The following is a 23,709-nucleotide window of genomic DNA, read 5'->3' on the forward strand; positions in this document are numbered from 1 at the left end:
GAGGTAAGGTGCGTTGTTTCGTCATATAAACAATTTCGCATCTCCCTTAAGGACCCCCATGAAGCTGAAGTTTCCCCTGATCGCCGCCTTCGTTGCCATCCTGAGCCTCACCGCCTGCGGCGGCGGCAGTGGCGATTCCGGCGGCAGCGCACCGGTGAACGCCAACAACCCGGCCGCCTTGGTCAAGACCGACAACACCCTCGGCACCGGCGCCGAAGCCGTCTCCGGCAAGACCGCCAACGTGACCTACACCCTGTGGCTGTACAGCGCCGCGACCGCCGACCACAAGGGCACCCGCCTGGAATCGAACACCTTCTCGTTCAAGCTCGGCACCAATGCCGTGATCCCTGGCTTCGAGCAGGGCGTCACCGGCATGAAGGTCGGCGGCAAGCGCACCATCGAAGTGCCATCGAGCCTGGGCTACGGTTCGGGCGGCACCAGTGGCGTGCCGGGCAATGCCGGGCTGGTGTTCGAGATCATTCTGAACAAGGTCGAATAAGACGCCGGGCGGCAGCAACGCCGCAGCGCAGTTCCAAGAGTTAAATTCAGAACGTCGTTCCCGCCTTCGCGGAACGACGTTTTTGCGTTAACGAAAAAATTGGTACAGCGAGAGTCGACGGCCATCGAATGGCTGCGCTTTTTTGCGCGCACGCCTGACGTGGCGCACATGCTGGGCGGGCCGCATGACCGAAGCTGCTGGTCCCGACCACCCAGCCCACGCGCCATGCGATCTCTCCATCTACTCCTTCTTCCGCCGTTCGCGTTCTCTTCTCCTGTCCAAGCGGTGAGGCACTGCGAACACGCCTGCCCCGCCCCCATCCCGCACTGCCTCCCCGCACCCCCGGCCCAGGCTGATCCTGACGGTTGGCTGTTGCTCGCCGGACTGGTCATCTGCATGGCAGGCAGGCTCGCCATGCAGCCGCGCAGCTAGTGCTGCGTGCACCGCTGAGCTGGCGCAGCATGCCATCGCCCCGTTTGCGACATCGTTAAGATTCTGCTAACAAGCCAAGGATCGACCATGTCCCTCAGCAAGTTTTTCTCAGCGCTATTGTTGCTGCCGCTGCTGGCGGCGGCACCCTGCGCGCTCGCTGACCCGCTCTACACCCTCACTTTCCTGCCCGGCGACTTCAGCGCCGCGGCCCTGGCCCAGAACGGCCAGGTGGTCGGCAGCGCGCGCGGCGGCGCGGCGGTCTGGTCGACCACGTCCACGACCTATCTTGCGTCGCTGCTGCCGGGCAGCGAAGGCCTGGCCATCAACAGCGCCGGCGCCATCGCCGGGCGCGTCGGCGCCAGCGCTTTCGTGTACGCCGACGGCGGCCTCCAGACCTTCGCGCTGCCCACGCCGCTGGCCACCTGGGCCACCGGCATCAACGATGCGGGCCAGGTCTCCGGCACCGGGCGCCTGGGTTTCGGCGAGCACACGGGCTTTCGCTACAGCGGCGGCGTGTTCACCGAGATGGGCAATTTCGGCGGCGCCCTGAGCGTGGCCAACGCCATCAATGCCGGCGGCGACCTGGCCGGTTTCGCCGGCTTTCCCACGGAGGCCTGGTTCGACCCGGACCGCCATGCCGCCGTCTACCGCGACGGCACGCTGCTCGACCTCGGCACCCTCGGCGGGCGCATCAGCGAAGCGAACGACATCAACGACGCCGGCTTCGTCGCCGGCTGGTCGGAACTGGCCGGCGGGTCCGGCGAGCGGCCCTTCCTGTTCTCACCCGGCCAAGCGCGCATGAGCGACCTCGGTTCGCTGGGCGGCAGCGCCGGCCGCGCCAACGGCATCAATAACGCGGGCACGGTGGTGGGGCTGTCCGACATCGGCGGCCCTGACGGTTTCGACTATCACGCCTTTGTCTACGGCGCCAGCGGCATGGCCGACCTGAACACGCTGGTGGGGCCCACCGCCGGCTGGACCCTGGTGTCGGCACTGGACGTCAACGACGCCGGCCAGATCCTGGCCCAGGCCTGCAACGCGTCGCTGGCGGAATGCCGCGCGGTGCGGCTCGACCTGATTGCGGCGGTGCCCGAACCCGGCGCCTGGGCCATGCTGGCCGGCGGCGTGGTGCTGCTGCTGTGGCGCGCGCGCAAGCGCACCCTGTGGATCGTGGCGCCGGTGCTGGCCGCGCCCCTGCTCGCATCGGCGCAGGCGCTGCCAAGCTATACGCCCAGCTTCCTGCCGGCCGGGTTCACCGCCACTGCCATCAACGCGCGCGGCCAGGTCGCCGGCCTCACCGCCAATGCGGCGGCGCTGTGGGACAGCGGTGTGCTGACCGAATACACGGCCGCAGCCCCGGGTTCCTTCGCGTTCGCCCTCGACAACCGCGGCCAGATGGCGGGCGGATGGGCAGGCGATTCGTATGTGTTCGCGGCGGGCGGGGTGCGCAATGTCGGCCGCCAGGGGCTGTGGCACTCGAGCTTCGCGATCGCGATCAACGACCTGGGGGCCATCGCCGGCCGCAGCTACTGGGGCGTGGGCGAGCGCTCGCGCGGCTACGTGCTGGCGGGTGGCGTGCTGCGCATGATCCCCAGCTTCGGCGGCGACTGGAGCGACGCCACCGCCATCAACCGCAGCGGCCAGGTGGCCGGCACCGCCGCGGTCACGGGCGACGCCATCCCCGAGCCGAACTTCCGCGCCTTTGTCTACAAGGATAAGGCGATGCGCAACCTCGGCACGCTGGGCGGCCGCAACAGCAGCGCCAGCGACATCAACGACGCGGGGCAGGTGGCCGGGTTCTCATGGATTGCAGAAGTCGACGAGTTCGACAATCCGCGGGTTCACGCCTTCCTGTATGCGGGCGGCGTCATGCAGGATATCGGCACCCTCGGCGGCGATTATTCCAGCGCCCTCGGCATCAACAACGCCGGCATCGTCGTGGGCGAATCCACCGTCAGTACGCCCGATGGGATCGAGCAGCGCGCCTTCGGCTATGCCGGCGGCGCCATGCTCGATTTGAATACGCGGGCCACGATGCCGGCCGGCTGGCTGCTGGTGTCGGCGCGCGACGTCAACGATGCGGGGCAGGTGCTGGCGCAAGCCTGCAGCCTGGAAGACTGCCTGTACCTGCGGCTCGACCCGGTGCCTTGAGCCGATATCAGCGCAGCATGTCGATGTGCTGGATGCCGTCTTCGTCGTAAGGCGCGGAGACGGTTTCGAAGCCGAAGCTCTGGTAGAACTTCTCGAGGTATTGCTGGGCGCCGATGCGGATGCGGTGGCCCGGGTACAGGGCCTCGGCGCATGCGATGCCGCGCGCCAGCAGCGCGCGTCCGGCGCCGCTGCCGCGCGCAGCCTGGGTCGTGATGACGCGGCCCAGCGACATCTCGTCGTACTTCACGCCGGGGCCGAGCACGCGCAGGTAGGCGACCAGCTGGCGCTTGCCCTCCAGCGTGCGCCAGCCAAGGAGGTGGTGGGCCACCGGGTCGAGGCCGTCGATGTCCGGATACAGGCAGCTTTGTTCCAGGATGAAGACCTGCTGGCGCTGGGCCAGGACTTCGTACAGGTCGGCGGGAGTGAGCGCGTCAAACGGGGAGAACTGCCAGTCGATCATGGTGGTTTTAGCGGTAAGAGTTCATGCGGCGGTCTCGAAGCCTTCGAGGACGTTGACCGTGCTGGTGCCGGATTCCGGTGAGCCGTTGCCGCCCTCGTAGACGAAGACGGTGGGCAGGCCCAGGTGCGCGATGCGCTCGCCGATGCGCAGGAAGTCGCCGCCCTGCAGGCCGAAGCCGGGGTTCACGTCGCCGCCGAGCGAGACCACCAGCGCTTCCGGGCGGAACATCGCCAGCTTGACGCAGGCGGTTTCCAGTGCGGCGAACCACTGCGCGCCGCCGCAGTCCGGCGCCAGCGGCAGGTTCATGGTGGCGCCCAGTCCCGCGCCCGCGCCCTGTTCGCCGGCATGGCCTGCGTAGAACGGGTAGGCAGCACGCGGGTCGAGGTGGATCGACAGGAACAGCACCTCATTGCGGGCGTAGAAGATGTCCTGGGTGCCGTGGCCGTGGTGGCGCGCGATATCGAGGATGGCGATGCGCGCCATGCCGTCGTCGAGCAGGTGCTGGGCCGCCAGCGCCGCATTGTTCAGGAAGGCGCCGCCGCCGAAGCGCTCGAGGCTCGCGTGGTGGCCGGGCGGACGGGTGAGGGCAAAGGTGGCGCGCTGGCCCATGCGCAGCGCGTGCGCCGCGTTCACCGCGCAGTCGGCGCCGGTCTTGGCGGCGATCCAGGTGCCGCTGGTGACGGGCGTGCGGCTGTCGGAGGCGAACAGGCCGACGCGCGCGAAAAAATCGTCCGGCTCGGCGCCGACCTGCATGCCGTGCGGCGGCCAGATGGATGGCAGCAGGTCCTTGTTCGCGTTGACGGGATCCTGCGCGCACCAGCTGCTCCAGGCGGTGCGCAGGAAGTGCAGGTAGCGCGGCGTGTGCACGCGCTCGAGCGAGACCAGCGGCACGCCATGCGGCGTCACCACCTGCCCCAGGCCGCGCCGCTCGAACTCCGCCAGCGTCAGGGCGACTGCGTCGGGACGCTCGTCCCAGGGCCCCGGCTCGCCACGGCCCGTTTGCAAGGCATGGTGTTCGTTGTAAAAGGTGAGCAACGCAGCCCCGCGGCTAGTGGTTGCCGCACAGGGTACTGCTGTTGTAGGCGGCAACGAAATCGTCGAAGCTGACGCTGTCCTGGCCTTCGATGTCGGCCTGGTCGGCCAGCGACTTGCGGACCATCTCTTCGAACAGCGCTTCCTCGGCCGGCATCAGGGGGCTGTCGCGGAAAGCAGCCGCATGCAGCTCGCTCTGGCGCAGGCCGAAAGCGGTCGCCGAACCGAGCGCGCGGATCTCTTCCAGCACGCGCGCCGACGGGGTCAGGGCCGGGTTGTCGACCTTGGCCTTCTGCAGGCCGAGCGAGGATGCGTGCACGCCGCCTTCGTTGTGCTGGTCGTCGAGCAGCCGGGCCACCGGGCCGATGCGCTCGATGAGTTCCAGCGCCCAGTCCTTGAGCAGGACTTCCTGCCCGTCGCGGGTGAGCTGCAAGCCCGGCTTGCGGCCTTCCTTCACGGTGCGCCCGAAGTTGCGCGCGTGGACCTGGCCTTCGTGGGCACTGATCAGGGGGCTTTCTTCCAGCGCGCAGAACAGCAGGAAGGCGTCGAGGAAGCGGCCGGTTTCCAGGCTGATGCCGACCGGTTCGAACGGGTCGACGTCGAGGCAGCGCACCTCGATGTACTGCACGCCGCGGTTGCACAGCGCCTGCACCGGGCGCTCGCCGGTGCGGATCACGCGTTTCGGGCGGATCGTCGAGTAGTACTCGTTCTCGATCTGCAGCACGTTGGTGGAGAGCTGGATCCACTCGCCGTCCTTCTTGGTGCCGAGCGCCTGGTAGGGCTCGTAGGGACGGTTGACCGCGTCCATCAGGCTGGTGACGTAGCTCTCCAGGCTGTTCTCGTGCGGGCGCAGGCCGGCCTGGGCGTCGTTCTGGTAACCGAGGTCGCTCATGCGCAGGCTGGTCGCGTGCGGCAGGTACAGCGTGTCGTCGGACAGGGTGTCGAGGCCGTGGGCGCCGCCGCGCAGGAAGCTGGTGCTCAGCGCCGGGGTGGCGCCGAACAGGTACATCAGCAGCCAGCTGTAGCGGCGGAAGTTGCGGATGGTCGCGATATAGCTTTCGGACTGGAAGTCGCGCAGCGCATGGCGGCGTTCTTCCACGATGCCTTCGCTGGCGGCCACCACTTGCCACAGCTTTTCCGGCAGCGAGTAGTTGTAGTGGATGCCCGAAATGCACTGCATCGCCTTCCCGTAGCGCAGCGCCAGGCCGCGCCGGTACACATGCTTGAGCATGCCGAGGTTCGACTTGCCGTACCAGGCGATCTCGATGCCTTCTTCCGGCGGCAGTTCGCCCGGCATCGACACGCTCCACAGCATCTCCTCGCCCAGGCGGGCATGGGCGAAGCGGTGGATCGCGTCGAGGTGGTTCAGCACGGTCGAGATGTCGTGCTCGGCCGGGGTGATGAACTCCAGCAGGGCTTCGGCGTAGTCGGTGGTGATCTGCGGATGGGTCAGTGCCGAACCGAGTTGCGCCGGGTGCGGGGTGCGCGCCAGGTGGCCGTGCCGGTCCACGCGCAGGGTTTCACGTTCGATGCCACGCAGGCCCTGGCCGAGCAGGGCGCGGTGGTCGTCGTCGTCGAGAAGTGCCAGGCGGCGGGTGAGTTGGTTCGACACGGATGTTTCCTTTCTTATACTGCCAATGCGGATTGGAGCAGAGAGTAACCGAAAAACGGCAAGTGCGCCGGGAGGCCCCTCATTCCGGTTTGGGCAGGCTTTTCGGCGCCGCGGCGGGCGGCGCGGGCGGCGCCGGGGCGGCCGGCTTGCCTGCCTCTTTTTCGTTCAGGATCCAGCGTTCGACCTGCTGTTGCAGCTGGTCCAGTGGCAGCGCGCCGCCTTTCAGCACGGCGTCGTGGAAGCGGCGCAGGTCGAAACGCTCGCCCAGCGCCTGCCTGGCGCGCTCGCGCAGGGCCTTGATGCGCAGCTGGCCGATCTTGTAGGCCAGCGCCTGGGCCGGCCGCGCGATGTAGCGGTCCACTTCCGCTTCGTTGTCCGCCAGCGGGTTGGCGGTATGCGCGTTCAGGTAGTCGATCGCCTGCTTGCGCGACCAGCCCATGCCGTGGATGCCGGTATCGACCACCAGCCGCGCGGCGCGCAGCATCTCTTCGTTCAGGTGGCCGAAGCGGGTGAACGGATCGTCGAAGAAGCCCAGCGCCGGTCCCAGGCTTTCGGCATAGGTGGCCCAGCCTTCGCCGAAGGCCTCGTACCAGGCGTGGCGGCGAAACGCCGGCAGGTCGAGCAGCTGGGCGCGCGCCACCTGCAGGTGGTGGCCGGGCACCCCTTCGTGCAGCGCCACGCTGTCAACCTGCCACACCGGGCGCGACGCCAGTTGCGCGGTGTTGACCACCAGCGCGGCGCTGCGGTCCTTGCTGCCGGCTTCGTAGTAGGCGACCGGCTGGCCCGCACCATCCTGGTTCATGGGCTTGACGGCGATGCCGGCGTCGGCAATGGTGGCCACTACCTTCGGCAGCCTGGCCTGCGCCCGCGCCAGCGCCTTGCGGTAGCGCGCCAGCAGGGCCTCGGGCTGCGTGAAAAACAGGCGCTGGTCCGAGCGCGCGAACACGATGAATTTGTCGAAGCCGCCGCGAAAGCCGGTGCGCGGGATCACGGTGTCGATCTCGGCGCGGATCCGGGCCACTTCCTTCAGGCCGAGCGCGTGCACCTCGGCCGGCGTGAGCGCGGTGGTGGTGGCGCTGCGCACCAGGAAGGCATACCAGGCCGCCCCGCCCGGCAGCGCCGAGGCGCCGATGGTCTCGCGCGCACTGGGGAGGTATTCCAGGCGCAGGAAGGTTTCCAGCATGTCGAGGGCGGCGGCGGCATCGGCCAGCGCCGAGATGCTGTCGCTGACGAGGTCTTCGCGCGCGCTGGCGTCGATCGAGGCCGGGATGCGCTGGAAGGGCGCGTTCAGCGGCCCGTCGGCGATGGTCTCGCGCAGCTGGCGCAGCGCGTCCGGCACCGGCGCCATGGCTACCTTCGGCACGCTCCAGCCGGCGCGCATCCCCGCGCGCAGTTGCTCGACCAGGCCGTCGACGTGGACCGGCAGCGCGTCGAGGCGCCACAGGTAGTTGCGGTAGTCCTGCTCGGTGGTAAAGGGCATTTGCGCGACCAGGCGCGGCAGGCGCAAGTGCAGGCCGTCCCAGGCGCTGAGCGGTTGCGGGTCGAAGGCGGTGAAGGCGGCGGCGGCCAGCGCCTGCTCGCGCGCGGCCACGAACAGCTCGTAGGAGACCAGGCTTTTCCCGTCGAGCTGGGCGCGGTCGAGCTGACGCGCTTCATTCAAGACCTGGCGCGCGTGCTCGGCGGCGGCGCTGCGCGCGGCCAGCGAGGTGTCGGTGAGCAGGGCGTCGTGGCGGTGCTCGCCGATGCCGGTCGCGTATTCCGGCTGCTGGCGCAACTGCCACTGCCATTCTCGCTCGAACAGCCGGCGCGCGGTCTCGGCCGCCGTGTCGGCGGCGCCGCAGGCGAGGGGAACGAGCAGGAAGATCGAGGCGAAGAAGGTGCGCATGCGTTGCCCGGGCGCTGGGCTGGCAGTCAGGGACTGGTCATTGTAACAAGACCCCGGGCGGGGCCGCGCGGGCTAGAGGCGGCCGCCGCTGACCCGTTCGATGCCGGCCAGGTCGCGCCAGCTTTGCACCTCGCCGTAGCCGCGCGCCGCCAGCAGGGAACGCACCGCGTCCGCCTGGTCGTAGCCGTGCTCGAGCAGCAGCCAGCCGCCCACTTCCAGGTGGCTGGGCGCGCCGTCGATGATGATGCGCAGGGCCGACAGGCCGTCGGCATGGTCGGTGAGGGCGCCGGCCGGCTCGAAGCGCAGGTCGCCCTGCGACAGGTGTTCGTCGCCGGCGGCGATGTACGGCGGATTGGAGGCGATCAGGTCGAAGCGCTCGCCGCCGATGGCCGCGAACCAGTCGCTGCGCAGGAAGCGCACCGCGGCGCCGTTGGCGGTCGCGTTGGCGCGCGCAATGGCCAGGGCGTCGTCGCTGACGTCGAGCGCCGTCACGCTGGCGTCGCGCCGTGAGTGAGCGCACGCTACCGCGATCGCGCCGCTGCCGGTGCCCATGTCGAGCAGGCGGCCGCGCGGCGGCAGGCGCTCGAGCGCCAGTTCCACCAGCAGTTCGGTGTCGGGGCGGGGGATCAGCACGCCGGGTGCGACCTTGAAGGGCAGGCCGAAGAATTCGCGTTCGCCGACGATGTAGGCGATCGGCTCGCCATCCTGGCGGCGCCGCACCAGCGCGGCCAGGCGCGCCGCTTCCTCACTGGTGATGGCGCGTTCGGACTGGGTGATCAGCTGGACCCGCGCCAGCCCGAGCGCATGGCACAGCAGGATGCGGTTTTCCAGCGCGTCGAGCGGCAGCGACCCCTGCAGCTGCTTGACCGTCGCGCCGGCCTGCACCAGGTGGGTCATGGGCGCGGCTTGCGGACCAGGACGAAGGTCAGCAGCGCGGTCAGCACCACGAACCAGACCGCCGACCATTGCGGGATCGCCAGGCCCATCAGCGAATCGGTCGCGCCTTCGCACAGGCCGTCGGCGCGGAACAGCCAGGGCAGGTATTCGGCGGTGGGGATCTTGTTGAGGAAGGTCTCCATCGGGTCGATACCGCAGCTGAAGCCCGGGTTGGCGATCACGTACAGATGCTTCCCAACCGCGTACAGCCCGCCCAGCGCCGCCAGCAGCGCCAGGATCGTGCCTTCGCGGACCTTGCCGCTGATGGCCGACACCAGCGTGGCCACGCCGATGGCCAGGAACATGTAGCGCTGGATCACGCACAGCGGGCAGGGCTGCATCTGCTGGATGTGCTGCAGGTAGAGCGCGACCGCGATCAGCGCGAAGCAGATCGACGAAATGGCGAACAGGATCTGGCGGGTAGTGGGCAGCATTGTAGGGTCTTGTAGGTGGTATTCGGGACGCGTCATTCTCGCATGAAGGTCATGCGACTACTTAAACTTTGCTTAACGTAGGGTGGTCGGCTCTGCCGACCGCGCGGTCGGCGAAGCCGACCACCCTACCTCAATCGCCCAGCGCCGCCAGCAGCTCGGCCTGGTGCTCCGACGCCAGCGCATTGACCAGGTCCGTCAAGTCGCCATCCATGATGAAGTCGAGCTTGTACAGCGTCAGGTTGATGCGGTGGTCGGTGAGGCGCCCCTGAGGGAAGTTGTAGGTGCGGATCCGCTCGCTGCGGTCGCCCGAGCCGATCAGGCTCTTGCGGGTGGCCGCCTCTTTCGATTGCTGCTCGCGCAGCTGCACGTCCTTGATGCGCGCGGCCAGCACCTTCAGCGCCTGCGCCTTGTTCTTGTGCTGGCTGCGGTCGTCCTGGCATTCCACCACGATGCCGGTCGGCAGGTGGGTCAGGCGCACCGCCGAATCGGTCTTGTTGATGTGCTGTCCGCCGGCGCCCGAGGCCCGGTAGGTGTCGATGCGCAGGTCGGCCGGGTTGATGTTCACGTCCTCGACTTCGTCGGCTTCCGGCATCACCGCCACCGTACAGGCCGAGGTATGGATGCGGCCTTGCGTTTCGGTGGCGGGAACGCGCTGCACGCGGTGCCCGCCGGACTCGAACTTGAGTTTCGAGTACACGCCATTGCCGATGATGCGCACGATGACTTCGCGGTAGCCGCCCAGGTCGGATACCGATTCCGACACCACCTCGACCTGCCAGCGCTGGCGTTCCGCAAAACGCGTATACATGCGCAGCAGGTCGCCGGCGAACAGGGCCGATTCGTCGCCGCCGGTGCCGGCGCGGATCTCGAGGAAGATGTTGCGCTCGTCGTTGACGTCCTTCGGCAGCAGCATTTTCTGCAGGTCGAGTTCGAGCGCGGCCAGGCGCGCCTTGGCGGCCTCGGTCTCTTCCTGCGCGAACTCCTTCATCTCCGGGTCCTGCGCCATCTCCTGGGCCGCATCGATGTCGCCCTGGGCTGCGCCGTACTGGTGGTACAGCGCAACCAGCGGCGAGAGCTCGGCGTGCTCGCGGGTCATCTTGCGGTAGCTGTCCATATTGGTGGTGGCGCCTTCGGACATCAGCAGTTCGTCCAGTTCGACGAGTCGGTTGGCCAGCTGGTCCAGCTTGAAGAGCATGGATGGTTTCATGGGAATTCGGGTCGGTTCAGGGCGCCGCGGATGCGGCCGGGACGCGCCTGTCTTGAAACAGGCGCACGACGAAAGGGGAAGGGCCGCTAACGGCGGCCGCGGAACAGCTGCGGCAGCAGCGCCGCCAGGCGGGCGCGCTCGTCGCCCTGGGCATGGTGCAGCACCTGCTGCGGGCCATGCAGGAACTTGGCGGTCAGGCCCCTGGACAGGGCTTCGAGCACGGCTTCGGGATCGTCGCCGCGCGCCAGCAGCTTGCGCGCGCGTTCGAGTTCGGCCAGGCGCAGCGCCTCGCTCGACTCGTGCAGCTCGCGGATCACCGGCACCACGGCGCGGTCGCCGACCCAGGTCATGAAGGACTGGACCCGCAGGTCGATGATGGCTTCGGCCTGGGCGACCGCGGCCTGGCGGCTTTCCATGCCGGTTTGTACCACCTGCGCCAGGTCGTCCACGGTGTACAGGAACACGTCGTCCAGGCGCGCGACTTCGGGTTCGATATCGCGCGGCACGGCCAGGTCGACCATGAACACCGGGCGGTGGCGGCGCGCCTTGACCGCGCGTTCCACCATGCCCAGGCCGATCAGCGGCAGGGTCGACGCGGTGCACGAGATGACGATATCAAAATTGTGCAGGCTCTCGGGCAGCTCGGCCAGGCGCATCGCGGTGCCGTTGTAGCGGCTGGCCAGCGCTTCGCCGCGCTCCATGCTGCGATTGGCGATGGTGACCGATTTGGGATTGTGGGCCGCGAAGTGGGCGGCGCACAGTTCGATCATTTCGCCGGCGCCGATGAACAGCACGTTCTGGTCGGCGATGCGGTCGAAAATGCGGTGCGACAGGCGCACCGCGGCTGCGGCCATCGACACGCTGTGGGCGCCGATCTCGGTGGTGCTGCGCACTTCCTTGGCCACCGCGAAGCTGCGCTGGAACAGCTGGTGCAGGTAGGTGCCCAGGCCGCCGGCTTCTTCGGCGCTGCGCACCGCGTCCTTCATTTGCCCCAGGATCTGCGGCTCGCCCAGCACCATGGAATCGAGCCCGGAGGCGACCCGGAAAGCGTGGCGCACCGCGCTGTCGTGCGGCAGCATGTACAAGTGGGGGCGCAGCTCGGCGAAATTGAGTGCGTGGTAGTGGGCCAGGAACTGGGCCGAGGCGTCGAGCGGGTTGGCGATGTCGCTGGCCGCGTACATCTCGGTGCGGTTGCAGGTGGACAGGATGGCCGCCTCGTCGCCCCCGGCGCCCTGGCGCGCGAACCAGCCGCGCGCCGCGTGCACCGCCTTGCCCAGCTGGTCGGGCGCGAGCGCCAGCTGCTCGCGCAGCGAGACCGGGGCAGTCGTGTGGTTCAGGCCAACGGCGAGCAGTTGCATGTGGGGCGGGGATGGGCTGGATGCAGGTATGCACCCATTATACCCTTACGCGAGCAGGGTTTCAGCGGCCGGCCGGGGCCGGCCGCCGGACGGGCTTGGGGTGGCTCAGGCGCCCAGCTTTTCCAGGCGGTAGCCGTAGCTGTAGACCGGCACCAGGCGGAAGCCGTTTTCCGGACGCAGGCTCAGCTTGTTGCGTACGCGCGAGACGTGGGTGTCCATGGTGCGCGACGGCACATCGGTATCGCGGACCCACACCGATTCATGGATGTAGGCGCGCGACAGCGGGCGGCCGATATTGCGGAAGAACAGCAGCGCCAGCGAGAATTCCTTCTGGGTGACGTCGATGATCGAGCCATCCTTGAGCAGGCGGCCCGGGCGGGTCTCGAAGGTGAACGGACCGAACTGCAACTGCTCGGCGCTGTTTTGCGACGGGTAGGCGCGGCGCAGCAAAGCCGATACGCGCGCCACAAGTTCGCCGCGGCGCAGCGGTTTCACCAGGTAGTCGTCGGCGCCGGCGGTGACGCCGGCAATGATATCGTCTTCTGCGTTATTGCCAACCAGGAAGATCGTCGGTGCATTCGCAGCCATTTTTTCCTTGGCGCGGCGCAGCACTTCCGGGCCGTCCATGTCCGGCACGTTCCAATCCATCACCAGCATGTCTGCGTTTTCCTTGCGCAGTTGCGCAAGGAATTCCCGTGCATTATCAAAGGCTTGGCAGCTATGGCCCGCTGCGGTCAGCACCTGGCAAATGAGCTCAGCCTGGCTGCGGTCTTGTTCAAGAACGGCGATCTTCATAGGACATCTACTGGTAAGGTTGCATTTGTAGGAAGACTCCTACAAGAGTTAAACCGAATATATCAGACTTTCACAAAATAGTGCTACAGCAAAAGAAGTTATTTACAACGGGAACGTTTGTTCTGTTGTGTTAAAGCGAACACGGGCTCCGCGTTACACTTATTGCCACGAATAAGCGGGAGACGATATGTTGTTTAAGCGCAAAAGAAAAGACGTGATCCCCACCGGGCCGGCGCTGGAACCGGTCAGCGGCGCCGGCATCGACCTGGCGCGCGAGCGCTGCCGCGAGATGGTGCGCAAGCGCGCCCTGGTATCGGCCGGCGTGGCGGCGATCCCGCTGCCGGGTGTGGATATCCTGTCGGACCTGACCACCTTCACGGTGCTGGTCGAGGAGGTGAACAAGGAGTTCGGGCTGAGCCAGCAGCAGATCGAACGACTCCATCCGCGCTTGCGGGTGCTGGCGTACCAGGCGGCGGCGTCGGTGGGCGGGATGCTGGTCGGTAAGCTCGTGACCCGGACCCTGGTCATGGAACTGTTCAAGCGCGCCGGGGTGAAGATCGCCGCCAAGACCGTGGCCAAGGTGGTGCCGATCGCGGGCCAGGTGGCGTCGGCGGCGATCGGCTTCGCGCTGTTTCGCCGGATGGGCTACCAGCATGTGGAGGCGTGCGCGAAGGTGGCGCGGGAGCTGGCGAGTTTAAGGGTGATTGATGCAGGGGTGGGGGTGGGGGTAGGGTCGCCGGTGCCGCCGATGTAGGAGTTCTGCATACGACGGTTTTTAGGCCAACACAAGCAGATACGTCGTTCCGGCGAAGGCCGGAACCCAAGTTCGTCGCGTAACAAACAACGCCCCAATAAACAAATGCCCGCATCAGCGGGCATTTGTTTATATAACGCTAACAATCAAGCATCCGGCAACACCACATTCACATCGAGCACTTCCAGGTTGCCCTGGCGGTCGAGCGAGATCTTGATGTCGTCGGCATTAACCTTGGTGTATTTCGAAATCACCTCGATCAGCTCGCGATGCAGCGCCGGCAGGAAGTCGGGGCCGGTGCGGTTGGTGCGTTCGCGCGCGATGATGATCTGCAGGCGCTCCTTGGCGGCCGATGCGCTCTTCTTTTTCTCGGGGAACAGGAAATTTAACAGTGCCATATCACTTTGCTCCAAAGATGCGCTGGAACAGGCCCGGCTTTTCGTAGCTGGTAAAGCGCAGCGGGCGGTCTTCGCCCAGGAAACGGGCGATCACGTCCTCGTAGGCCTCGGCCACGTCGGTGCCCTTGAAATGGATCGCCGGGTTGCCCTGGTTCGAGGCGTGCAGCACCGATTCCGATTCCGGGATGATGCCGATCAGCGGGATGCGCAGGATTTCCTGCACGTCCTGGTAGGACAGCATTTCGTCGGCGTCGACGCGCTTCGGCGAGTAGCGGGTGATCAACAGGTGTTCCTTGACCGGCTCCGAACCGCTCTGGGCGCGGCGCGACTTGGCCTGGATGATGCCGAGGATGCGGTCCGAATCGCGCACCGACGACACTTCCGGGTTGGTGACGATCACGGCTTCGTCGGCGAAGGTCAGGGCCATCAGCGCGCCGTGCTCGATACCGGCCGGCGAATCGCAGATGATGAATTCGAAGCCCATCTGCACCAGGTCGTTGAGCACGCGCTCGACGCCTTCCTCGCTCAGCGCATCCTTGTCGCGCGTTTGCGAGGCCGGCAGGATGAACAGGTTGTCGGTGTGCTTGTCCTTGATCAGCGCCTGGTTCAGGGTCGCTTCGCCATTGATCACGTTGATCAGGTCATACACGACGCGGCGTTCGCAACCCATGATCAGGTCCAGGTTACGCAGGCCGACGTCGAAGTCGATGACGGCGGTCTTGTGGCCGCGCAGGGCCAGGCCGCTGGAGAAGCTTGCGCTCGAGGTGGTTTTGCCCACACCGCCCTTGCCGGACGTTACAACAATAATTCGTGCCACAAAAATGTCCTTTTCAGTAACTTGTCAGGTCGCGCTGCAATCAGGCGCGGGAGACCGGAGCCAGCGATGATATATCGAGCCGGTCGCCGACCAGCCGGATTTGTGCGGGCTGGCGCGTCAGGTCGGTGGGGAAGCCGTCGTCGAAAGTGCGGTACACGCCCGCGATCGACACCAGTTCCGGCTGCATCGAGAGCGCGAAGATGCGCGCTTCCGGGTTGCCGGACGCGCCCGCCAGGGCCCGGCCATTCAATGGTGCATAGACGTGGATGCTGCCGTCGGCAATGATTTCCGCACCATTGTTGACGACCGCAGTGATGATCAGGTCGCTGCCGCGCGCATAGACGCGCTGGCCGGCGCGCACCGGGGTATCGATGATCATGGCCGACACCGGGGTGGGCGCAGGCGCAGCCGCCACCGGTTCCGGCACGGGTTCCGGCGCCGGCGCGGCGGCTGGCGCCGGGGCGGCAGCGACCGGCATTGCGCTGGTGTCGAGCGCACGCACGCCGCTCGAGCCGTCGTCCAGCGCCAGGCCGTGGGCGCGGATCGCGTCCGCCATCCCGGCGCTGGCGCCGCGCACGGCGACCGCATTGAGGCGGTATTTCTTCAGCAGCGCCACCAGGGCCGGCCAGTCGATGACCGGGGCCTCATGGGCAATGGCCGCGATATCGATCACCGCGAACTCGTCTTCGAAGAAGTCCGAGACCCCGCCGGTCATCTGGTACAGCGCGCCATCGATCGTGGCCGGGTCGGCCGAATGCAGGATCGTCGAGATGGCGACGACTGTGGAGATCTTGATTTCGATGGGCAGCGTGGTCGGGGTTTTCGTCATAAAGCAGTCTGGTTGGCGTTGCGCTCGTGCATTCTACTGTGAAAATTGAGCGAAGGGACAGTTACGTAAGCATCATTCTCATAGGAAACTAGGTACCGTCCCTAGGTTCAAAATTGGCTTGTCAACACGGTGATTGCCTCCCTGCAAGCGGTTGTATTTGGTGGATAAGCTGATAAGATTGATTTTGCTCAAACGTCGGTACAAGGTGGCCCGTAACATGCATGGTTCGGAGCGCTTGCCGTCTTAACATTCACCGGCGCAGCCGGAACTAGGGAGAACAATATGGAAGAAGTCGTCATCGTGGCCGCCGGCCGCACAGCGGTCGGCAAGTTTGGCGGCACCCTGGCCAAGGTCCCTGCCGCGGAGCTCGGCGCACAGGTGATCCGCCACCTGCTGACCAAGACCGGCATCGATCCGGCTTCGGTCAGCGAAGTCATCATGGGCCAGGTCCTCACCGCCGGCGCCGGCCAGAACCCGGCGCGCCAGGCCGTCATCAAGGCCGGCCTGCCAGACGCGGTGCCGGGCTACACCATCAACAAAGTGTGCGGCAGCGGCCTCAAGGCCACCCACTTGGCGGCCCAGGCCATCAAGTGCGGCGACGCGCAAATCGTCATCGCCGGCGGCCAGGAAAACATGAGCGCCTCGCCGCACGTGCTCAACGGCTCGCGCGACGGTTTCCGCATGGGCGACGCCAAGCTGGTGGACACCATGATCGTCGACGGCCTGTGGGACGTGTACAACCAGTACCACATGGGCGTCACCGCCGAGAACGTCGCACGCAAGTACGAGGTCTCGCGCGCCGAGCAGGACGAATTCGCGCTGCAGTCGCAGCTCAAGGCCGAAGCTGCCCAAAAAGCAGGCAAATTCAAGGACGAAATCATCCCGGTCGAGATCCCGTCCAAGAAGGGCCCCAGCATCTTCGACACCGACGAATACCCAAAGCACGGCTCGACCATCGAAGCCCTGGCCGGCCTGCGCCCGGCTTTCAACAAGGAAGGCAGCGTCACCGCCGGTAACGCTTCCGGCCTGAACGACGGCGCCGCCGCCGTCATCATGATGAGCGCCTCGAAAGCGAAAGAACTCGGCCTCACCCCGATCGCCCGCATCAAGGCCTATTCGTCGGCCGGCCTGGATCCGTCGATCATGGGCATGGGCCCGGTCTCGGCCACCCGCCTGTGCCTGCAGAAGGCCGGCTGGACCCACGAAGACGTGGACCTGATGGAAATTAACGAGGCGTTCGCCGCCCAGGCCATCGCGGTCAACAAGGAAATGGGCTGGGACACTTCCAAGATCAACGTGAATGGCGGCGCCATCGCGCTGGGTCACCCGATCGGCGCCTCCGGCGCCCGCGTGCTGGTTACCTTGTTGCACGAAATGGTGCGCCGCGACGCCAAGCGCGGTCTGGCCAGCCTGTGCATCGGCGGCGGCATGGGCGTGGCGCTGGCGGTGGAACGCGACTGAGCGGCCGCAGCGGCACGGCAGGTTTTTAGCAGGACGAAGTGACTGACAATAAAACTGGAGAAGACAATGGCACGAGTAGCATTAGTGACGGGCGGCATGGGCGGTCTGGGCGAAGCGGTGTGCATCAAGCTGGCCGCTTTGGGATACAAGGTTGTCACCACTTTTTCGCCGGGCAGCAAGAAGGCCGACACCTGGCTGGGCAGCATGCGCGAGCAGGGCTTTGACTTCAAGGCCTATGCCTGCGACGTGTCCGACTACGATTCGGCCCAGGAGTGCGTGCGCCAGGTCGAGCAGGACGTCGGCCCGATCGACGTGCTGGTGAACAACGCCGGCATCACCCGCGACATGACCTTCAAGAAGATGGACAAGCCGAACTGGGATGCGGTGATGAAGACCAACCTGGATTCCGTGTTCAACATGACCAAGCCGGTCTGCGACGGCATGGTCGAGCGCGGCTGGGGCCGGATCATCAACATCTCGTCGGTCAACGGCCAGAAGGGCGCCTTCGGCCAGACCAACTACTCGGCCGCCAAGGCCGGCATGCACGGCTTCACCAAGGCCCTGGCCTATGAAGTCGCGCGCAAGGGCGTCACCGTCAACACCATCTCGCCAGGCTACATCGGCACCAAGATGGTGATGGACATCCCGAGCGAAGTGCTGGAAACCAAGATCATCCCGCAAATCCCGATGGGCCGCCTGGGCAAGCCGGAAGAAGTCGCCGGCCTGGTGGCTTACCTGTCTTCGGATGAAGCGGCGTTTGTCACCGGTGCGAATATCGCCATCAATGGCGGTCAGCACATGCAGTAAGCGCGGCTTTACGCCACGAAGAGCACCGCTGCGGCGGTAATGCTGTTCAGTTAGTTGCAATTTGCACGTCGTTCCGGCGCAGGCCGGAACCTAATTTTGCAAGCGTTTCCGCAGCGCGAGCACAAATTGGGTTCCGGCCTCCGCCGGAACGACGTTTTTACGTTAACGAAGGAATAGGTTCAGCCTGACTGAACGGCATTACCGCTGCGGCGGTGCTTTTTTTTCGACCGTCGCCACACCGCTAAAATAGGCGTGACGATATTCACTTCACGGGATTTTCCATGCACACCCTGCCCCGCGACGGCCTCGCCCTGTCCAGCCTCGACGAACAACTGCTCCCGCCCGGCACCAAGGGCCTGCCCCTGATAGAACCCCTGCGCCAGGGCGCCATCGGCGTGCAGGGCTGGAATGTGCTGCGCGGCGACACTTCCTTCCCGGTGGCAGTGCTCAAGGAAACTGCACTCGTCCACAACCTGCACTGGATGCGCGACTTCTGCGCGCGCCACGGGGCCACCCTCGCTCCGCACGGCAAGACCACCATGAGCCCGCAGCTATTCGCGGCCCAGCTGGCCAATGGCGCCTGGGGCATCACCTTGGCCAGCGCCACCCAGGTGCAGGTGGCGCACCGCTTCAATGTGCGCCGGGTGCTGCTGGCCAACCAGCTGGTGGCGCGCGCCGACATCGAGGCCGTGCTGGCGCTGCTGCATGACGATCCCGATTTCGAATGCTTCGTGCTGGCCGACTCGCTGGAAGGCGTGGCGCGCCTGTCGCAGGCGGTTACCACCCGCAAGCTTGCGCGCCCGCTGCCGGTACTGGTCGAACTGGGCCTGGCCGGCAAGCGCGCTGGCTGCCGCACGGACGAGGAAGCGCTCGCCGTCGCGCGCGCCATCGCCAATGCCGACGGCCTGGCGCTGGCCGGCTTCGAAGGCTACGAAGGCTTGCTGGTCACCGACGATGTCGATGCGGACGTGCGCGCCGTGAACGCTTTCCTGGCCCAGCTGGTGGAACTGGTGAAGACGGCCGACATTGAAGACCTGTTCGGCTGCGCCGAGATCCTGCTGTCGGCCGGCGGCTCGGCCTATTTCGACCTGGTCGCGCGTGGCTTCGCCGGGGTGGAAGGGCTGTCGCGCCCGGTGCGTCCAGTGCTGCGCAGTGGCTGCTATCTCACCAGCGACCACGGCTCGTACAAGCGCCTGCTAGCCAAGCTGGACGCGCGCGAAGCGCAGGCCGAGGGCTTGCGGCCGGCGCTGGAAGTCTGGAGCATGGTGCAGTCGCGCCCGGAGCCGGGCCTGGCCATCCTCACGATGGGCAAGCGCGACGCTTCCTACGACATCGACCTGCCGGTGCCGCTGTTCATGCACCGTCCGGGCAGCGATGCCACCCAGCCAGGCGCGCTGCCGCCCGGCTGCAGCATCGTCAAGATGAACGACCAGCATGCCTACCTGGCGCTGCCGGACGGCGAGATACGAAACCAGCTCGGGGTTGGCGACCTGGTTGGCTGCGGCATCTCCCACCCCTGCACCACCTTCGACAAGTGGCAGGTCCTGCTGGCGGTGGACGACGCCTACACGGTGACCCAGGCGCTGAACACCTTCTTTTGAAAGGGCGGGGCGTACGCTACAATCGGCTCTCACCTGCCGAGAGAGCCGTCATGCCCGCTACGCCGCCGTCCCTGTTCCCCCCGATCCAGCCCATCCGCCACGGCATGCTCGCCGTCGACGCGCTGCACACGATCTACTGGGAAGAAGTCGGCAACCCGAACGGCATCCCGGTCCTGTTCCTGCATGGCGGCCCTGGCGCCGGCCTGTCGCCGCAGCACCGCCGCTTCTTCGACCCGAATGCCTACCGCGTGATCCTGTTCGACCAGCGCGGCGCCGGCAAGTCGACCCCGCTGGGCGAGTGGCGCGCCAACACGACCCAGCTGCTGATCGACGACATCGAGCGCCTGCGCGCCATGTTTGGCGTCCAGCAGTGGCTGGTCTTCGGCGGATCCTGGGGTTCGACCCTGGCGCTGGCCTACGGCCAAGCCCACCCGGAACGCTGCCTCGGCTTCGTGCTGCGCGGGATCTTCCTGTGCACCAAGGCGGAAGTGGAGTGGTTCCTGAACGGCGTCCAGTGGTTCTACCCGGAGCTGTACGAAGAATTCGTCGCGCCCATCCCGCTGGACGAGCGGGGCGACCTGCTGAAGGCGTATACGAAGCGCCTGCTGTGCAGCGACCCGGACGTCTACTGGCCGGCCGCGCGCGCCTGGAGCCGCTTCGAAGGCCGCCGCGTGTTCCTGCTGCCGCAGCCCGAAGAAGCCGCGTCCGATGCGCTCGACCTGGGCGTGGGCCGCCTCGAATCGCACTATATGCTGCACGGCGCCTTCCTGGACGAAGACCAGCTGGTGCGCGATGTCCAACGTATCGCCCACCTGCCGGCGGTGATCGTGCAGGGCCGCTACGACGTGATCTGCCCGCCGCTGTCGGCTTACCGCCTGCACCAGGCCTGGCCCGGCGCAAAATTGCACATGATTCCGGACGGCGGCCACGGGGCGCTGGAGACCGGCATCGCGCGCGCGCTGGTGGGCGCCACCGAGCAGTTCAAGCGCCACCGGCGCTTCGATTAAGCCCTACCCGGTGCCGGGGCCGCGTGGCGGCTGCTACACTACTGTCCAAACCTACAACAAAGCCGCGTGTTCCCATGCCCATGAATATCCAGATCAGCGACATCGGCCACGTCATCCAGCTGGCGATCGCGCCGGTGTTCCTGCTGACCGGGGTGGCGACCAAGCTCACCGTGCTGACCAATCGGCTGGCGCGCATCATCGACCGAACCCGCGTGCTGGATGACGTGCTCAAGCAGGGCCCGGATGAAGAATTCTTCTCCGAGCGCGAAACCCTGTACGTGCGCGCCCACCTGATCAATACCGCGATCACGTCCAGCACCGCCTGCGGCCTCATGGTCTGCCTTGTCATTGCCCTGCTGTTCCTGGGCGACACCACCAACCTGCCGCTGGACCAGTACATCGCCGGGCTGTTCGTGATCGCGATGCTGGGCCTGATCAGCAGCTTCGTCTTTTTCCTGCGCGAGATCTTCATCGCCTCGCGCTTCATGCGCGAGCAGCATACGCTGTCCCTCAAGCGGTCCCGCTAGCGCTTTTTACTGATTGATTGAATCATGCACGACTACCAACGCCCCCCGACCCTCTACCGCTACGCGCCGCAAGACGAACTCGAAGCCGCGCTGCGCGGCCAGTTCCGCCTCTTGCCCGATGGCGGCTTCCTGGCCCTGTCGTTCTCCACCGCCTGGGACAAGCAGCTGTTCGACGTGTTCAGTCCCGCCGACCGCTGCCTGGTGATCCACAACACCGAATTGTTCGGCGAACGCCTGCACCGCGCGGTACAGCGCACCTTGCCCAACTGGGCCGGCATCGATGGCCAGGTCGAGTACGGCGTGCGCTCGCCGCTGGGCGCGGCCTTTTCGAAAAGCCTGGGCCAGGCCCAGGAAAAGGAATGGCAGTTCGCCTGGCGTTCGATGTCGCCGGGCGCGAGCCTGAATCCGGTGGTCATCAACATCGGCAGCATCGAACAGTTCGCCGAGCTGCGCGACCGCGACACCCTGCTGTCCTGATCTTTAGTACCAACCCTCCACGAAATCACGGTGTAATGCCGTGATGACGCATACCACTTACCCCAATCTCCTCGCGCCGCTCGACCTGGGTTTCACGACCCTGAAGAACCGCGTGATCATGGGCTCGATGCACACCGGGCTCGAAGACCGTTTCTACAACTATGGCAAGCTGGCCGCCTTCTACCGCGAACGCGCGCGCGGCGGCGCCGGCCTGATCGTCACCGGCGGCATCTCGCCCAACCGCCAGGGTTGGCTGCTGCCCTTCGGCGGTACCCTCAACTTCGTCGGCGACGTGCCCAACCACCGGCGCGTCACGCGCGCGGTGCACGAAGAAGGCGGGAAGATCGTGCTGCAGATCCTGCACGCGGGCCGCTACGGCTACCAGCCCTTCGTCGTGTCGGCGTCGGCCCTGAAGTCGCCGATCTCGAAATTCAAGCCCAAGGCGCTCGACGCCGCCGGCATCGAGTCCACCATCGCCGCGTATGCGCGCTGCGCGAAGCTGGCCCGGATGGCCGGCTACGACGGCGTCGAGGTGATGGGCAGCGAAGGCTATTTGCTCAACCAGTTCCTGTGCACCCGCACCAACCAGCGCACTGACGAATGGGGTGGCTCGATCGAGAACCGCATGCGCCTCCCGCTCGAAGTGGTGCGCCGCATCCGCGCAGCAGTCGGTCCCGACTTCATCCTTATGTACCGCCACTCGGTGCTCGACCTGGTCGAAGGCGGCAACACCTGGGAAGAAGTGGTGGCGGTGGCCAAGGCCCTGGAGGCGGCCGGCGTCACCATCCTGAACACCGGCTACGGCTGGCACGAGGCCCGCATTCCCACCATCGTCACCTCGGTGCCGCGCGCGGCCTTCGCCCAGGTGGCGGGGCGCCTGCGCGCCGAAGTGGGCATCCCCGTGGTGGCCTCGAACCGCATCAACATGCCGGCCGACGCCGAAGCGCTGCTGGCGCAGGGCAGCGCCGACCTGGTGTCGATGGCGCGGCCCTTCCTGGCCGATGCCGACTGGGTCGCGAAAGCGGCGAGTGGCCGCAGCGACGAGATCAACACCTGCATCGCCTGCAACCAGGCCTGCCTCGATCATACCTTCTCGAACAAGCGCGCCAGCTGCCTGGTGAACCCGCGCGCCTGCCACGAGACCGAACTGGTGTTCAGGAAGAGCGCGCGGCCGCGCCGCGTGGCGGTGGTGGGCGCCGGGCCGGCCGGCCTGTCGGCAGCCACCGTGGCAGCCGAATGCGGCCACCAGGTGACGCTGTTCGATGGGCTGGACCGCATCGGCGGCCAGTTCAACGTCGCCATGCAGGTGCCCGGCAAGGAAGAATTCGCCGAGACCATCCGCTACTTCGGCCGCAAGCTCGCACTCACCGGCGTCGATGTGCGCCTGAACCAGCGCGTGACGCGCGAAGAACTGCTGGCCGGCGGTTATGACGACGTGATCGTCGCCACCGGCATCACCACCCGCAAGCCGAAGATCGCGGGCATCGACCATCCCAAGGTGCTGAGCTACCTGGAGGTGCTGCGCGAGAAGAAGCCGGTGGGGCGGCGCGTGGCCATCATTGGCGCGGGCGGCATCGGTTTCGACATGGGCGAGTTCCTGGTGCACGACCCGGCCGTGCCGCTGCCGGTGCCGACACCGCACTGGATGGCGGAGTGGGGCGTCGACCCATCATCGAGCGCTGCGGGCGGCCTGGCCGCTCCCGTGCCGCCGCACCCGCCGCGCGAAGTCTGGCTCCTGCAGCGCAAGACCACCCGTCCCGGCGCGGGCCTGGGCAAGACCTCGGGCTGGGTGCACCGCGCCACCCTGGTGAGGAATGGCGTGCAGATGCTGGCGGGCGTGCAGTACGACCGCATCGACGACGCGGGCCTGCACATCACCGTCGGCGGCGAGCAGCGCCTGCTGGCGGTGGACAACGTGGTGGTGTGCGCGGGGCAGGAGAGCCTGGCGGAGCTGATGCCGGCGGAAGGGGTTACTGGCGGGCCGCGCTTCCACAAGATCGGTGGGGCGGCGCTGGCGGCAGAGCTGGATGCGAAGCGGGCGATTCGGGAGGGGGCGGTGGTGGGGGCGGGGCTTTAACAGCGCTGTTTGTTACGCGAGCAAAATTGGGTCCCGGCCTGCGCCGGGACGACGTTGATTTAGTGTGCGGTCAGGCGAAGGTTCCTGTATTAGTTAGTCTTGGAACCGTCGTTCCGGCGCAGGCCGGAACCCAAGTTTGCATGCGCACCACTA

The 23,709-nt window shown here is 66.7% G+C and carries 22 protein-coding genes; 10 read left to right on the forward strand and 12 right to left on the reverse strand.

Annotation, left to right across the window (positions count from 1 at the left end):
- Positions 1 to 58 precede the first annotated feature (58 nt).
- Both BM031_RS00880 and BM031_RS00885 read left to right on the forward strand, forming a co-directional pair.
- Entirely contained in the window at positions 59 to 499 is a 441-nt protein-coding gene (locus BM031_RS00880; RefSeq protein WP_091869817.1) for an FKBP-type peptidyl-prolyl cis-trans isomerase, read from the forward strand.
- Between the two features lie 519 nt (positions 500 to 1,018).
- The gene (locus BM031_RS00885; protein ID WP_091869820.1) at positions 1,019 to 3,082 is read left to right on the forward strand and encodes an HAF repeat/PEP-CTERM domain-containing protein; all 2,064 of its coding nucleotides are present in this window, start codon (positions 1,019 to 1,021) and stop codon (positions 3,080 to 3,082) included.
- A gap of 7 nt (positions 3,083 to 3,089) precedes the next feature.
- On the opposite strand, the gene BM031_RS00890 is transcribed toward BM031_RS00885, so the two are convergent.
- The 9 genes from BM031_RS00890 to BM031_RS00930 form a co-directional block, all read right to left on the reverse strand.
- Entirely contained in the window at positions 3,090 to 3,542 is a 453-nt protein-coding gene (locus BM031_RS00890) for a GNAT family N-acetyltransferase (protein WP_091869823.1), read from the reverse strand.
- A gap of 21 nt (positions 3,543 to 3,563) precedes the next feature.
- A complete protein-coding gene (locus tag BM031_RS00895) occupies positions 3,564 to 4,577 on the reverse strand; it encodes an arginase family protein (RefSeq protein ID WP_091869826.1) in 1,014 nt (337 codons plus the stop codon).
- A gap of 13 nt (positions 4,578 to 4,590) precedes the next feature.
- Positions 4,591 to 6,186: a glutamate--cysteine ligase gene (gshA, locus tag BM031_RS00900; protein WP_091869829.1), complete on the reverse strand. Its 1,596-nt coding sequence runs from the start codon at positions 6,184 to 6,186 to the stop codon at positions 4,591 to 4,593.
- Positions 6,187 to 6,265: 79 nt separating this feature from the next.
- Positions 6,266 to 8,071, reverse strand: coding sequence for a DUF885 domain-containing protein (locus BM031_RS00905; protein ID WP_091869832.1), 1,806 nt, complete (start codon positions 8,069 to 8,071; stop codon positions 6,266 to 6,268).
- A gap of 72 nt (positions 8,072 to 8,143) precedes the next feature.
- Positions 8,144 to 8,968 carry a peptide chain release factor N(5)-glutamine methyltransferase gene (gene prmC / locus BM031_RS00910; protein ID WP_091869836.1) on the reverse strand — a complete coding sequence of 275 codons (825 nt, stop codon included), beginning with the start codon at positions 8,966 to 8,968 and terminating at the stop codon, positions 8,144 to 8,146.
- Entirely contained in the window at positions 8,965 to 9,441 is a 477-nt protein-coding gene (locus tag BM031_RS00915) for a disulfide bond formation protein B (protein WP_091869839.1), read from the reverse strand. Before BM031_RS00915 ends, prmC begins: the two co-directional genes overlap by 4 nt.
- A gap of 130 nt (positions 9,442 to 9,571) precedes the next feature.
- Entirely contained in the window at positions 9,572 to 10,648 is a 1,077-nt protein-coding gene (gene prfA / locus BM031_RS00920) for a peptide chain release factor 1 (RefSeq protein ID WP_091869842.1), read from the reverse strand.
- Positions 10,649 to 10,734: 86 nt separating this feature from the next.
- Entirely contained in the window at positions 10,735 to 12,006 is a 1,272-nt protein-coding gene (gene hemA, locus BM031_RS00925; protein ID WP_091869845.1) for a glutamyl-tRNA reductase, read from the reverse strand.
- Between the two features lie 105 nt (positions 12,007 to 12,111).
- A complete protein-coding gene (locus BM031_RS00930; protein WP_091869848.1) occupies positions 12,112 to 12,801 on the reverse strand; it encodes a response regulator transcription factor in 690 nt (229 codons plus the stop codon).
- Between the two features lie 187 nt (positions 12,802 to 12,988).
- On the opposite strand from BM031_RS00930, the gene BM031_RS00935 reads away from it, so the two are divergent.
- Complete coding sequence (locus BM031_RS00935) at positions 12,989 to 13,555, forward strand: hypothetical protein (protein WP_229408344.1); 567 nt, start codon at positions 12,989 to 12,991, stop codon at positions 13,553 to 13,555.
- Positions 13,556 to 13,701: 146 nt separating this feature from the next.
- Here the strand turns inward: BM031_RS00935 and minE are convergent, their stop codons facing one another.
- From minE to minC, 3 genes are read right to left on the reverse strand one after another with little or no spacing between them, the layout of a single operon-like run.
- On the reverse strand, positions 13,702 to 13,953 hold the full coding sequence (minE, locus tag BM031_RS00940; protein WP_091869851.1) for a cell division topological specificity factor MinE: 252 nt from the start codon (positions 13,951 to 13,953) through the stop codon (positions 13,702 to 13,704).
- Between the two features lies 1 nt (position 13,954).
- Positions 13,955 to 14,770 (reverse strand): septum site-determining protein MinD, encoded by an 816-nt coding sequence (minD, locus tag BM031_RS00945; RefSeq protein WP_091869855.1) that lies wholly within the window; start codon positions 14,768 to 14,770, stop codon positions 13,955 to 13,957.
- Between the two features lie 40 nt (positions 14,771 to 14,810).
- A complete protein-coding gene (gene minC / locus BM031_RS00950) occupies positions 14,811 to 15,599 on the reverse strand; it encodes a septum site-determining protein MinC (RefSeq protein ID WP_091869858.1) in 789 nt (262 codons plus the stop codon).
- Between the two features lie 282 nt (positions 15,600 to 15,881).
- Here minC and BM031_RS00955 point away from each other — a divergent pair, with 282 nt between their 5' ends.
- The 7 genes from BM031_RS00955 to BM031_RS00985 all read left to right on the forward strand — a co-directional run bounded on the left by BM031_RS00955 (position 15,882) and on the right by BM031_RS00985 (position 23,556).
- Complete coding sequence (locus BM031_RS00955; RefSeq protein ID WP_091869861.1) at positions 15,882 to 17,060, forward strand: acetyl-CoA C-acetyltransferase; 1,179 nt, start codon at positions 15,882 to 15,884, stop codon at positions 17,058 to 17,060.
- A 66-nt stretch (positions 17,061 to 17,126) separates the two neighbouring features.
- On the forward strand, positions 17,127 to 17,867 hold the full coding sequence (gene phbB / locus BM031_RS00960; protein ID WP_091869864.1) for an acetoacetyl-CoA reductase: 741 nt from the start codon (positions 17,127 to 17,129) through the stop codon (positions 17,865 to 17,867).
- 281 nt (positions 17,868 to 18,148) lie between these two features.
- Positions 18,149 to 19,468 (forward strand): amino acid deaminase, encoded by a 1,320-nt coding sequence (locus tag BM031_RS00965; protein WP_091869867.1) that lies wholly within the window; start codon positions 18,149 to 18,151, stop codon positions 19,466 to 19,468.
- Positions 19,469 to 19,518: 50 nt separating this feature from the next.
- A complete protein-coding gene (gene pip, locus BM031_RS00970; RefSeq protein ID WP_091869870.1) occupies positions 19,519 to 20,475 on the forward strand; it encodes a prolyl aminopeptidase in 957 nt (318 codons plus the stop codon).
- 80 nt (positions 20,476 to 20,555) lie between these two features.
- Positions 20,556 to 21,002, forward strand: coding sequence for a DUF2721 domain-containing protein (locus tag BM031_RS00975; protein ID WP_091869873.1), 447 nt, complete (start codon positions 20,556 to 20,558; stop codon positions 21,000 to 21,002).
- 24 nt (positions 21,003 to 21,026) lie between these two features.
- Positions 21,027 to 21,479, forward strand: a complete 453-nt coding sequence (locus BM031_RS00980; RefSeq protein ID WP_091869876.1) for a hypothetical protein — start codon at positions 21,027 to 21,029, stop codon at positions 21,477 to 21,479.
- A 43-nt stretch (positions 21,480 to 21,522) separates the two neighbouring features.
- Positions 21,523 to 23,556, forward strand: coding sequence for an NADPH-dependent 2,4-dienoyl-CoA reductase (locus tag BM031_RS00985; RefSeq protein WP_091869880.1), 2,034 nt, complete (start codon positions 21,523 to 21,525; stop codon positions 23,554 to 23,556).
- Positions 23,557 to 23,709: the final 153 nt, after the last annotated feature.

The sequence above is a fragment of the Massilia yuzhufengensis genome, from assembly GCF_900112225.1.
In the GTDB taxonomy this organism is placed as follows: domain Bacteria; phylum Pseudomonadota; class Gammaproteobacteria; order Burkholderiales; family Burkholderiaceae_D; genus Telluria; species Telluria yuzhufengensis.